At 62.8% G+C, this 13,150-nt stretch carries 9 protein-coding genes; all 9 read right to left on the bottom strand.

The features are described from left to right. Positions 1–31: 31 nt before the first annotated feature. Positions 32–4,480: a glutamate synthase large subunit gene (gene gltB, locus AB7M32_RS06750; protein ID WP_454249452.1), complete on the bottom strand. Its 4,449-nt coding sequence runs from the start codon at positions 4,478–4,480 to the stop codon at positions 32–34. A 350-nt stretch (positions 4,481–4,830) separates the two neighbouring features. After that, positions 4,831–6,414, bottom strand: a complete 1,584-nt coding sequence (locus tag AB7M32_RS06745) for an AAA family ATPase (protein WP_454249451.1) — start codon at positions 6,412–6,414, stop codon at positions 4,831–4,833. 10 nt (positions 6,415–6,424) lie between these two features. Then, on the bottom strand, positions 6,425–7,525 hold the full coding sequence (gene aroB, locus AB7M32_RS06740) for a 3-dehydroquinate synthase (RefSeq protein ID WP_046065075.1): 1,101 nt from the start codon (positions 7,523–7,525) through the stop codon (positions 6,425–6,427). Positions 7,526–7,654: 129 nt separating this feature from the next. After that, positions 7,655–8,173 carry a shikimate kinase AroK gene (gene aroK / locus AB7M32_RS06735; protein ID WP_060739556.1) on the bottom strand — a complete coding sequence of 173 codons (519 nt, stop codon included), beginning with the start codon at positions 8,171–8,173 and terminating at the stop codon, positions 7,655–7,657. Positions 8,174–8,177: 4 nt separating this feature from the next. Further along, positions 8,178–10,280, bottom strand: coding sequence for a type IV pilus secretin PilQ (gene pilQ, locus AB7M32_RS06730; protein ID WP_454249450.1), 2,103 nt, complete (start codon positions 10,278–10,280; stop codon positions 8,178–8,180). Further along, positions 10,277–10,825, bottom strand: coding sequence for a pilus assembly protein PilP (locus tag AB7M32_RS06725; protein ID WP_454249449.1), 549 nt, complete (start codon positions 10,823–10,825; stop codon positions 10,277–10,279). The genes pilQ and AB7M32_RS06725 overlap by 4 nt, the downstream gene beginning before the upstream one ends. Next, the gene (gene pilO, locus AB7M32_RS06720) at positions 10,822–11,445 is read right to left on the bottom strand and encodes a type 4a pilus biogenesis protein PilO (RefSeq protein ID WP_072407344.1); all 624 of its coding nucleotides are present in this window, start codon (positions 11,443–11,445) and stop codon (positions 10,822–10,824) included. The genes AB7M32_RS06725 and pilO overlap by 4 nt, the downstream gene beginning before the upstream one ends. Beyond that, positions 11,442–12,008, bottom strand: a complete 567-nt coding sequence (locus AB7M32_RS06715; RefSeq protein ID WP_454249448.1) for a PilN domain-containing protein — start codon at positions 12,006–12,008, stop codon at positions 11,442–11,444. Before AB7M32_RS06715 ends, pilO begins: the two co-directional genes overlap by 4 nt. Beyond that, the gene (locus AB7M32_RS06710) at positions 12,008–13,072 is read right to left on the bottom strand and encodes a pilus assembly protein PilM (protein WP_454249447.1); all 1,065 of its coding nucleotides are present in this window, start codon (positions 13,070–13,072) and stop codon (positions 12,008–12,010) included. The genes AB7M32_RS06715 and AB7M32_RS06710 overlap by 1 nt, the downstream gene beginning before the upstream one ends. Positions 13,073–13,150 lie beyond the last annotated feature (78 nt).

The following is a 13,150-nucleotide window of genomic DNA, read 5'->3' as shown; positions in this document are numbered from 1 at the left end:
TTAAAACCTCATCAAACTCTTCAGGCGCATATCACTGCGGGTTGGCACGAGTGCTGGAAAGCAACGATTTCAGGTTGGCAGCCTTCGGCTTGACCAGCCAGAAACGGCGCAAGTAGTCGTCGAGGTTTTCGGCGAGTTCACGCCCCCACTCGCTGTCGGTTTCCGCGACGTACTCGTTCAGCACGTTTTGCAGGTGGCTGCGATAGGCTTCCATCGCCTCGCCGCTGATCCGCTGGATTTCCACCAGTTCGTGGTTGACCCGGTCAACGAAGGTGTTGTCCTGGTCGAGCACATAGGCGAAACCGCCGGTCATGCCAGAGCCGAAGTTATAACCGGTCTTGCCCAGCACGCAGACAAAACCACCGGTCATGTACTCGCAGCAGTGATCGCCGGTGCCTTCCACCACGGTGTGGGCCCCGGAGTTACGCACGGCGAAACGCTCGCCCGCGGTGCCGGCGGCGAACAGCTTGCCGCCCGTGGCGCCATAAAGGCAGGTGTTGCCGATGATGGCACTGTCCTGGGTCTTGTAGACGCTACCCTTGGGCGGAACGATGACCAGCTTGCCGCCGGTCATGCCCTTGCCCACGTAGTCGTTGGCATCGCCTTCCAGGTACATGTTCAGGCCGCCGGCGTTCCAGACGCCGAAGCTCTGGCCCGCGGTGCCCTTGAAGCGGAAGGTGACCGGCGCCTTGGCCATGCCCTGGTTGCCGTGCTTGCGGGCGATTTCGCCGGAGATCCGCGCGCCGATGGAGCGGTCGCAGTTGCAGATATCCAGGTCGAACTCGGCACCGCTCAGGTCGTTGATCGCCGCGGCGGCCATGTCGACCATCTTCTCGGCCAGCTCGCCCTTGTCGAATGGGGGGTTGCGGTCGACCTGGCAGAACTGTGGCTTGTCCGCCGGGATGAGATCGCTGCCCAGCAAAGGCGTCAGGTCCAGGTGCTGCTGCTTGGCGGTCTGCCCCTCGATCACGTCCAGCAGATCGGTACGGCCGATCAGCTCTTCAAGCGAGCGAACGCCCAGCTTGGCCAGCCACTCACGGGTCTCTTCGGCCACATAGGTGAAGAAATTCACCACCATGTCGACGGTACCGATGTAGTGGTCCTTGCGCAGCTTGTCGTTCTGGGTCGCCACGCCGGTGGCGCAGTTGTTCAGGTGGCAGATGCGCAGGTACTTGCAGCCCAGGGCGATCATCGGCGCGGTGCCGAAGCCGAAGCTCTCGGCGCCGAGAATGGCGGCCTTGATCACGTCCAGGCCGGTTTTCAAGCCACCGTCGGTCTGCACCCGGACCTTGCCGCGCAAGTCGTTGCCGCGCAGGGTCTGGTGGGTTTCGGCCAGGCCCAGTTCCCACGGCGCGCCGGCGTACTTGATCGAGGTCAGCGGCGATGCGCCGGTGCCGCCGTCGTAGCCGGAGATGGTGATCAGGTCGGCATAGGCCTTGGCCACACCAGCGGCGATGGTGCCGACGCCGGCTTCCGCCACCAGCTTCACCGAGACCAGCGCCTTGGGGTTCACCTGCTTGAGGTCGAAGATCAGTTGCGACAAGTCTTCGATCGAGTAGATGTCGTGGTGCGGCGGCGGCGAGATCAGGGTCACGCCGGGGACCGCATAACGCAGCTTGGCGATCAGGCCGTTGACCTTGCCACCGGGCAACTGACCGCCCTCGCCGGGCTTGGCGCCTTGGGCAACCTTGATCTGCAGCACTTCAGCGTTGACCAGGTACTCCGGCGTCACACCGAAGCGGCCGGTGGCCACCTGCTTGATTTTCGAACTCTTGATGGTGCCGTAGCGCGCCGGGTCTTCGCCGCCTTCGCCGGAGTTGGAACGCGCACCGAGGCGGTTCATGGCTTCGGCCAGGGCTTCGTGGGCTTCCGGGGACAAGGCGCCCAGGGAAATACCGGCCGAATCGAAGCGCTTGAGCACCGATTCCAGCGGTTCCACTTCACTGATGTCCAGCGGCGTGTCGAGGGTCTTGACCTTGAGCAGGTCACGGATCATCGACACCGGACGGTTGTCCACCAGCGAGGTGTATTCCTTGAACTTGCTGTAGTCGCCCTGCTGCACGGCCGCTTGCAGGGTGTTGACCACGTCGGGGTTGTAGGCGTGATATTCGCCACCGTGGACGAACTTCAGCAGGCCGCCCTGCTGGATCGGCTTGCGCGGGCTCCAGGCTTCGGCGGCCAGGGCTTTCTGTTCGGCTTCGATGTCGACGAAACGCGCACCCTTGATGCGGCTCGGCACGCCACGGAAGCTCAGCTCGCAGACTTCCTCCGACAGGCCGATGGCCTCGAACAGTTGCGCGCCACGGTACGAGGCGATGGTCGAGATGCCCATCTTCGACAGGATCTTGAGCAAGCCCTTGGTGATGCCCTTGCGGTAGTTCTTGAACACCTCGTAGAGGTCGCCCAGGACTTCACCGGTGCGGATCAGGTCGCCCAGCACTTCATAGGCCAGGAACGGATACACCGCCGAGGCACCGAAGCCGATCAACACCGCGAAGTGATGCGGATCGCGGGCGGTGGCGGTTTCCACCAGGATGTTGGAGTCGCAGCGCAGGCCTTTTTCGGTCAGGCGATGGTGCACCGCACCGGTGGCCAGCGAGGCGTGGATCGGCAGCTTGCCCGGGGCGATGTGACGGTCGCTGAGGACGATCTGGGTACGCCCGGCGCGCGCGGCTTCTTCAGCCTGATCGGCCACGTTGCGGATCGCCGCTTCCAGGCCGACGCTTTCGTCGTAGTTCAGGTCGATGACCTGGCGTGCGAAGCCTGGACGGTCGAGGTTGGTCAGCGAGCGCCACTTGGCCGGGGAAATGACCGGCGAGCTGAGGATCACCCGCGAGGCGTGCTCCGGCGACTCCTGGAAAATGTTGCGCTCGGCGCCCAGGCAGATTTCCAGGGACATCACGATCGCTTCACGCAGCGGGTCGATCGGTGGGTTGGTCACCTGGGCGAACTGCTGGCGGAAATAGTCGTACGGCGTGCGCACGCGCTGCGACAGCACGGCCATCGGCGTGTCGTCGCCCATCGAACCGACCGCTTCGTAGCCCTGCTCGCCTAACGGACGCAGCACCTGGTCACGCTCTTCGAACGTCACCTGGTACATCTTCATGTATTGCTTGAGCTGGTCGACGTCATAGAAAGCCGAGCCGTGGTCGTTGTCTTCCATGGTCGCCTGGATACGCAGGGCATTCTTGCGCAGCCATTGCTTGTACGGATGACGGGACTTGAGACGGTTGTCGATGGCGTCAGTGTCGAGGATCTGGCCGGTTTCGGTGTCCACGGCAAAGATCTGGCCCGGGCCTACGCGGCCCTTGGCGATGACGTCTTCGGGCTGGTAGTTCCAGACGCCGATTTCCGACGCCAGGGTGATGAACCCGTTGGTGGTGGTGACCCAGCGCGCCGGACGCAGACCGTTACGGTCCAGCAGGCACACGGCGTAGCGACCGTCGGTCATGACGATACCGGCCGGGCCGTCCCACGGCTCCATGTGCATGGAGTTGTATTCGTAGAAGGCCCGCAGGTCCGGGTCCATGGTCTCGACGTTCTGCCACGCCGGCGGCACGAGCATGCGCACGCCGCGGAACAGGTCGATGCCACCGGTCACCATCAGCTCCAGCATGTTGTCCATGCTCGAGGAGTCCGAACCCACGCGGTTGACCAGCGGGCCGAGCTCTTCAAGGTCCGGCATCAGGTCGTTGGCGAACTTGGTGCGACGGGCCACGGCCCAGTTGCGGTTGCCGGTGATGGTGTTGATCTCGCCGTTGTGGGCGAGGAACCGGAATGGCTGGGCCAGCGGCCATTTCGGCAGGGTGTTGGTGGAGAAGCGCTGGTGGAACACGCAGATCGCGGTTTTCAGGCGCTCGTCGCTCAGGTCCGGATAGAAGGCGGTGAGGTCCGCCGGCATCATCAGGCCTTTGTAGATAATGGTCTTGTGGGAAAAGCTGCAGATGTAGTGATCGGTGTCGGCGGCGTTGGCCACGGACGAACGACGACGGGAGCTGAACAGCTTGATCGACATCTCCTGGTCGCTCAGGCCTTCGCCGGCGATGAACACCTGTTCGATCTGCGGCAGGCGCTCGAGCGCCAGGCGGCCGAGGACGCTGGTGTCGATCGGCACTTTGCGCCAGCCAACCAGTTGCAGGCCGGCGGCCAGGATCTCGCGATTCATGTTTTCGCGAGCCGCCTCCGCCTTCACCGGGTCCTGGTTGAAGAACACCATACCCACGGCGTACTGCTTGGGCAGGGTCACGCCGAACGTTTCCTGGGCTACGGCACGCAGGAACTCGTCAGGCTTTTGAATCAGCAAGCCACAACCGTCGCCGGTCTTGCCGTCGGCGTTGATCCCACCGCGGTGGGTCATGCAGGTCAGGGCCTCAATGGCCGTTTGCAAAAGGGTATGGCTGGGCTCGCCCTGCATATGAGCTATCAGGCCGAAACCGCAGTTATCCTTGAATTCATCTGGTTGGTACAGACCTGCTTTCATAGACACTTTCTCACCAGGCTGCCTCTAATCGAGGCAAATTTCTTTTCAATTCAACCGGTTGCATGCCGCGCCGAACGTACGCCAGCTTTGCGGGGGCAAAAGGGAGGTCATTGTACACACCGACACAGAGGCTCACAAATTTGACGACGAACTGTCGCAAATCCATGTCGCATTTGTGAAAGGTTTAAAGCTATATGCTGTGCTAGTCAAAACTTTTTTGGGTTTGACCGCTACGACTCAAACGCTACTGTGACGCAGACACCACAAGGCGCGCGGCCTGAAAGGTCGCCCGCCCTTGCGGAAATTTTGAGGTTGCCGGGAGAGGCGGCCTGGGTAAGGCCGCCGAATCTTCAGCGAGTTGCTGCCAGTTCCTGTTGGACGCTGGCGACAGTGCGAGGCCAAGGTTTACCAGCCTGAACCTTCGCTGGCAAGGCCTTGATGGCGGAAACAGCCGCATCACGGTTGGCAAAGCTGCCGTAGGTGATGACATACAGCGGCTTGCCGTTGAGCACTTTCTTGAAATAACGGTACTCGCCACCCTGCTCCTTGACGAAGTTCTGCGCCGCGGCTTCGGAACTGGTGCCGAGGATCTGCACCACGTAGTTGCCCGGCGCCTGGCCGGCGTACCAGCTACCGCCCGCGGCCTTGGCTGGGGCAGCAGCAGGCTTGGCCGCCGGTGCTGCTGGCACCACTGGCTTGGCCGCAGGCGCCGGAACCGGTGCCGGCTTGGCGGTGGCCACCTGGGTCGGCGCCGGAGTCGGCTTGGCGGTCGGGGCAGGCGCTGGCGCCGCGCCGGCCGGCACGCCCACAGGCGGTGCGGTGGTGGTCACGGTCGGCGGCGTGTCGCTGCTGTCGTCGATCGGTGGCGCTGCGCCGTCGTCGCCTTCGGTGATACCGCCGGCCGCTTCGGCCAGCGGGCCGCGCATGACCGGCTGCGACTGGCCGACCAGCGGCAGCGGCATCGGCTGGGTGTTACCGGCGAATTCCACGGCCGGCGCGCCGCCGTTGGGTTGCGGCGTACCTTGGCCGAGGGGCAGTTGCGCCTGTTCGTTGGCAGGGGCCCCCGTGGCAGGTGCCTTGGTGCGACCCGGCATCAGCCAGGCGGCGGCAACCGCGACCACGACGACGGCGGAAATTGCCAATACGTGTTTCTTCGGCATGTTGAACCCCATACTTGGACGCTTCACCGCTGAGCGGCTGGCAATCATGACTTCGATCAGAGCATCGCGGGCAACCTGGTTGATGTTGCCAGGCCAGCCGTCGGAGCTTTCGTGAATCTCAGAGATCTGATCGGCGGTGAAAAGTTCGATACCCCGGCCCGCGCCCTCAAGACGCTGGGCCAGGTATTCACGGGTTTCTTCCTCGGTGTAGGGCGCCAGCTCGATGACGTGGAAGCGCTCTTCCTCGAGGTTCAACTGGTCCAGGTCGGCGATCAGCGACGACTCGCCGAACAGGAACACGTGAGGCCGGCCCTCCGGCGCACCGGCCGCCAAGGCCAGCAGGGCTTCGAGGGCCGATTCGTCGAGTTGCTCGGCATCGTCCACCAGCAGATAGACTTCCTGCCCGGTCAGCGCCAGTTGCACGATCTGATCGAGGATTGCACCGATTTCGGCCTGGGCGACGTTCAGCGCCTGGGCCACCTGACGCAACACACCGGCGGCGTCGCCAGCGCCACGGGCCGACACCACCACGCTTTGCACAGACTGTTTGTTGGTACTGGCCACCAGGGCCTGGCGCAGCAAGGTCTTGCCGCTGCCCTGGGGGCCGGTGACCACCAACAGCAACTGGCTGTAGCGCGCCAGGTGATGCAACTGGCCCAGCACCGGCTTGCGCTGGGCGGGGAAGAACTTGAAGCCCGGGACCCGTGGGGCAAAAGGGTCATGACTCAATTGGAAATGGCCGAGGAAAGCCTCGTCGGCATGCAAACTAGTCATCGGAATCTTATCAACCTTTAAGCTGAGCCAGGGCGCGGTAGTCCGCTCCCAGCGTGGCCTGTAGAACTTCTTTCGGATAATCGTCGGTCACTACCGCTTCGCCCATGTGGCGCAGCAGCACCAGGCGCAGACGACCGTCGATCACTTTTTTGTCGATTGCCATGTGTTCAAGAAAATCCGCCTCGCTCATTTCCTCGGGCGGAACCACCGGCAGCCCGGCGCGCTGGAACAGACGAATACCGCGGTCGCGTTCCTGTTCGCTGATCCAGCCCAGGCGCGCGGACATCTCCAGGGCCATGACCGTACCGGCCGCAACCGCTTCACCGTGCAGCCACACACCATAGCCCATGTGAGTTTCGATGGCATGGCCGAAGGTGTGACCCAGGTTGAGCGTGGCGCGCACCCCCGACTCACGTTCATCGGCACCGACCACGGCGGCCTTGGCGGCGCAGGAGCGCTCGATGGCGTAGGTCAGGGCCGCTTGATCCAGTGCACGCAGGCGGTCTACATTCTCTTCGAGCCAGCCCAGGAACGGTTCGTCGCAGATCAGCCCGTACTTGATGACTTCTGCCAGCCCCGCGGACAGTTCGCGGGCCGGCAGGGTATTGAGGGTGGCGGTGTCGATCAGCACCACGTTGGGCTGATAGAACGCACCGACCATGTTCTTGCCCAGCGGATGGTTGATCCCGGTCTTGCCGCCCACCGACGAGTCGACCTGGGACAACAGCGTGGTGGGGATCTGGATGAAGTCGACGCCGCGCTGATAACAAGCGGCGGCAAAACCGGCCATATCGCCGATCACGCCACCGCCCAGGGCAACCACCGTGGTGCGGCGATCATGCCGTGCGGTCAGCAGACCGTCGAAAATGAGTTGCAGGGTTTCCCAGTTCTTGAAGGCTTCGCCGTCGGGCAACACCACGGAAATGACCGAGAAAGCCGATAGGCTGCGGGTCAGACGTTCCAGATACAGAGGCGCGACGGTTTCATTGGAAATGATCGCCACTTGCCGCCCGGCGATATGCGGCGCCAGCAGTTCGGGCTGGTCCAGCAAGCCTTCGCCAATATGAATCGGGTAGCTGCGCTCGCCCAGGTCGACCTTAAGTGTCTGCATGTGTCCCCACAGTGAAGATGGAATCAGGCGTCCTGCCTGCAATTAACGAAAGTACCCTACGGGGATAAATCCCCTCGCCACAGGCGGGCCATGACGGGACGTCGAGGATAGCGCATTTCGCCAGGCGCATTAACGGGGCGGCAGTTGCTGCAGGCGATCGAGAATGTCCAGCACCACCATCCGTGGCGGCCGCTCGTCGGTTTCCACCACCAGGTCGGCGATCTCCCGATACAGCGGGTCACGCAGCTCCAGCAGGTCCCGCAGGGTCTTGGCCGGGTCGGCGGTGCGCAACAGCGGCCGGTTGCGATCCCGGGCGGTGCGGCCGACCTGCTGCTCGACAGAGGCGTGCAGATAGACCACTCGTCCGCCGGCATGCAGCGCCCGACGGTTGGCTTCGCGCATCACCGCGCCGCCGCCGGTGGCCAACACCACACCCTCGAACGCGCACAGCTCGGCGATCATCGCCTGCTCACGGTCACGAAAGCCCGGCTCGCCTTCCTTATCGAAGATCCATGGGATATTGGCACCCGTGCGCAATTCAATTTCCTTGTCGGAATCTTTGAACGGCAGGCGCAGCTCTTTGGCCAGCAAACGGCCGATGGTGCTTTTTCCAGCGCCCATCGGCCCAACAAGAATCAAATTTCGCACAGAATCAACGACTCACAGCAATCGCCTGGTTATTCATGATACGCGGAGTGAGGAACACCAGCAGCTCGGATTTTTTCTCCGAAACCACATCACGCCGGAAAAGGCGGCCAAGATACGGCACATCGCCAAGAAATGGCACCTTATCTACGACCTTGCTCTGAGTATTTGAGAAAACTCCGCCAATCACAATGGTCTCGCCATCATTGACCAGGACCTTGGCGTTGACTTCGTTTTTCTTGATCGGCGGCACTTCCTGCACCTTGTTCAGGTAGTCCGGCTCATCCTTGGTGACCTTGACCTCCATGATGATGCGGTTGTCCGGGGTGATTTGCGGGGTCACCTCCAGCGACAGCGAGGCCTCCTTGAACGACACTGAGGTGGCACCGCTGGAGCTGGCTTCCTGATAGGGGATTTCCGTACCCTTGAGGATCTTTGCCGTCTCCTTGTCGGACGTCACCACCTTGGGCTGGGAGACGATTTCGCCGTTGCCGGTTTTTTCCATGGCCGTCAGCTCGAGGTCCAGCAAGACGTTGTCGGTGATGAACGCAATGCCGATTCCCGACGTATTGCCCGAGGCACCCAGGTCGACGAACGGCTGGTTGGTGCCGGTACTGCCCGGCGTGCCGATGGTGGTGGAGGTGCCAGTGGTCACCCCCGAGGAGTTCCAGTTGCCCTTGTTCTGGATCGACCCTCCCCAGCGCACGCCCAGGCTTTTGTCGTAGTCGACGTTGGCCTCGACAATCCGCGCCTCGATCATTACCTGGCGCACCGGGATGTCCAACTGCGCCACGATCCGGCGCAGTTCGTCGAGCCGGTCCTGGGTCTGGTAGGCAATGATGTTGTTGGTTCGCTCATCCACCGTGATCGTGCCGCGCTCGTCGGCTTTAGCCTCGGCACTGGTTACCGACTGGAACAGCTTGGCGATGTCCGCCGCCTTCGCATAGTTGACCTGCAGCAGCTCACGCCGCAGCGGCGCCAGGTCGGCGATCTGCTTCTGCGACTCCAGTTCCTGACGTTCACGCGCCGCGATTTCATCGGCCGGGGCCACCAGCAGTACGTTACCGACCTTGCGCTTGTCCAGGCCCTTGGTCTTGAGCACCAGATCCAGCGCCTGGTCCCAAGGCACATTCTGCAACCGCAGGGTGATGCCGCCCTGCACCGTGTCGCTGGCCACCAGGTTCAGGTTGGTGAAATCGGCAATCAGTTGCAGGACCGAACGTACTTCGATGTCCTGGAAATTGAGCGAGAGCTTCTCGCCGCTGTAGGCCGCGCGGTCGGCATTGCGTTTTTGCAGGTCGTCGACGGTCATGGGCCGGACGCTGACGGTGAGCTTGTTGTCGGTCTGGTAGGTCGAGTAGTCGAAGGTCCCGCTGGGCTCGATGCTGATGGTCGCCCGGTCGCTGCCGGCGCTGGCATTGACGAATTGCACCGGGGTGGCGAAGTCCTTGACGTCCAGGCGCACCCGCAGTGGCTCGGGCAGTTGGGTCCTGGCGAAATTGAGAATGATCTTGCCTTCGCGCTCCTGGATGTCCGGGGCGATGGACGGATCGGACAAGTCGATCACCACGTTGCCTTCGCCCTGGGTCCCCCGCTGGAAATCCACCCCACGAATCGCCTTGCCCACTGGCGCACTGGCCCTCGCAGGCGCAGCGCTGGCCAGCGCCGGGCGCGGGGCCTGGGCGGCGCTCCTAGGAACATTACTCTTCGCAGCCGTGTTCTTCACAGCGGCGCCCTTGCCAACCACCACGAACAGGCTGTTGCCTTCGACCCGGGTGTCGTACGGCGCCAGCTGGGTCAGGCCGATGATCAAACGGGTGCGATCGCCTGCCTCGACCACGGTGGCGCTGCGCGCATTGCCCCCGCCCAAGTCGCGGCGCTTGCTGGCCAGTTGATTGGTCACGCCTGGCAGGTCCAGGGCAATCCGGGCCGGTTGTTCGGTGGTGTAGCCCCGGGGGGTCGGCGGCGGCCCGTCGAAGGTGAGCTTCAACTCGACGCGGTCGCCCGGCAACGCCGCGACATCCAGCGTCTTCAGACTGGCCGCGTGAACCATCGGCGACAACAGCGCTATCCATAGCGAAATACCGAAGGCTGACAAAAACCTGTTCATTGTTGGGGTTCCACTATTGAGTGCTCTTTCAAAGGAATGGTCCGAGGTCGTTCCAGCCAGGCACCCTCGCCATCGGGAACGATTTCGATCACATCGACCTGGGTGGCGCTGATGGCGAAGATGCGCCCGTCATTGCGCCCCAGATAGTCACCGACCTTGAGCCGATGCACCCCGCCCGCGCCCCGCAGGAGCGCGAAGGAGCCACCGGCGTTGGAGATCGTACCGACCATTTCAAACTGCTCGATGTTGAAGCCTTCCAAGTACTGCTTGACCCGGTTGGGGTCGGGTCGGACGTTGTGAGAGCCGCGCTGCCGGTCGGCCTGGTCTACGCGGACCTGCCGGGAAAACGGGCTGCGCAGGTTCGCGGCGCTGTAGGTAAAGGTCTCGTAGGGCCTGAACGTCGGCGTCGGCTCGATCTTGCCGGGCGGACGCAGGCGCACCTCGTTCATGTAAGCGTCCAGGTCGCTGAAACCGTTGTCGTTGTTGCACCCCGCCAGCGCGACCAGGCCTGCCAGCAGGCAGAGGCGACACACCAGCGGCCTCATGGCTGCGCCTCCTGCTCGTTGTAGCGGTAGGTCTTGGCCTGGATGCTCATGCGCAGCTTCGTGCCTGCCTCGGGCTCCATCGGGGCGATTTCGAAATCGTGCAGCGTGACGATCCGGGGCAGTCCGGCCACTCCACTGACGAATGTCGCCAGGTCGTGGTAGTCGCCGGTCACGGTAATCTGGATCGGCAGCTCGATATAGAACGGTTGGGTGACTTCCGGCAGCAGCTTGATTTCCTCGAACTCCAGGCCACTGCCCAGGCCGGTGCGGGTAATGTCTTCCAGCAGGCCCGGCACCTCGGTGTCACTGGGTAATTGCCGCAACAGTACACCGAAAGACGTTTCCATCTGCTTCATCTGCTCGGTGTAGCGCTCCAGGTTCGCGGCCATGTGGGCCTTGCCCGCGAATTGTGCCTTGAGGGTATTCTCTTCCTCGCGCACCTGCTGCAACTGGTTTTCCAGGTCGCTCAAGGCAAAGTTATAGCCCAGCCCCAGCACCAGGGCCACCAGCAGGATGCCGGACAGCCATTTGATGGGTGCCGGCCAGGAACCGATGTTGTTGGTGTCCAGGTCACTGATGTCGATCTTGCGCAGCGCGTCGAACCACTCCCCAGGTTTCATTGAGCGTCCTCCACTTCGGCCGGGCGGGTCTGGCGAACCGTCAGCTGGAAAACGTTGGCCTGGTCGAGCTGACCGGCGGTGGTGGCCTTGACCTCCGTCAGACTGGGCGCATCGAACAGGTCCGACGAGTCCAGGTTGCGCATCAGGTCCGAGACCCGGTTGTTCGACTCCGCGGCCCCCTTGATGAAAAGCGTCCGGTCCTCCATCTTCACTTCGGTGAAATACACCCCGTCGGGCAAAGTCCTCACCAACTGGTCGAAGATCCGCCCGCTGACCGGTCGATTCCCTTGCAAGTCCTGGATGATGCGCATGCGCTCCAGCAATTGCTGGCGACGGGCTTTCAATTCGCTGATCTGCTCGATGCGCTCGTCCAGCACGGCGATCTGCTCGGAGAGGTGGCTATTGCGAGCGACCTGGTAGTCGATGGCGCTGTCGAAGTAGCGGACGGCGACCAGGACCACGCCGACCGCCCCGACCAGCGCCGCTACCAAGGCCAGCAGAAAGCGCTTGCGCCGCTCTTCGCGCAGCTCTTCGCGCCAGGGAAGCAGGTTGATCCGCGCCATCAGTCGAAACTCCTGAGGGCCAGCCCACAGGCAATCATCAGTGCCGGTGCATCACTGGCCAGGGCTCCGGCATTGACCTTGCTGCTCAGGGCCATGTTGGTAAACGGGTTGGCCACCTGGGTCGGCGTGCCCAGGCGCTGCTCGATCAGCCGATCCAGGCCAGCGACCGAAGCCGTGCCCCCGGCCAGCAGAATGTGGTCCACTGCGCTGTACTGGCCCGAGGCGAAGAAGAATTGCAGAGACCGCGAGACCTGCTGCACCAGGGCCTCACGAAAAGGTTGCAGCACTTCGCCGAGATAATCGTCCGGCAACCCACCCTGCTTCTTTGCCAGGCCGGCCTGCTCAGGTGTCAGGCCGTAACGGCGCTGGATCTCCTCGGTCAACTGGCGGCCGCCGAACAACTGTTCGCGGGTATAGATGATGCGCCCATTGTGCAACACGCTGAGGGTGGTCATGGTGGCGCCAATGTCGATGACCGCCACCGTCAGCCGTTCCTGGGACGCTGCCAATTGCATGGCGAGCAGGCCAAACGCTCGCTCCAGCGCATAAGCCTCCACATCGACCACCCGTGCTGTCAACCCGGCGAGCGCCAACGCGGCCTCGCGAACCTCGACGTTTTCCTTGCGACAGGCCGCCAGCAGCACTTCGACACGCTCGGCGCTGCGCGGCGAAACGCCCACTACCTCGAAATCAATGGCCACCTCATCCAGCGGATAGGGAATGTACTGATCGGCTTCGATCTTGAGCTGGTTCTCCATGTCGTCGTCGGACAGCCCCGCGTCCATCTCGATGATCTTGGTGATCACCGCCGAACCCGCCACGGCCACCGCCACGCTGCGCAAGGGTGTCTTGGCCTTGGCCAACAGCCGTGACAACGCCTGGCCCACCCCTTCGAGCTCGGCGATGTTCTTCTCGATCACGGCGTTGGCCGGCAACGGTTCGACCGCGTAGGACTCGACGCGGTATCGCTCGCCCTGGCGACTCAACTCGAGCAGCTTCACCGACGTCGAACTGATGTCGATCCCCAGAAGCGCATGGGCTTTTTTATTGAAGAGTCGTAGCACTACCAATTCCCTATGACTATCCGTGAGTTACGGACTCTCTAATATGCATTGCGTTCAATCACAGCCGTCCGACGGACG

It is taken from the genome of Pseudomonas sp. R151218B TE3479 (assembly GCF_053629195.1).
The sequence above is the reverse complement of the archived record's forward strand: the minus strand, read 5'-3'. Positions and strand labels throughout refer to the sequence as shown.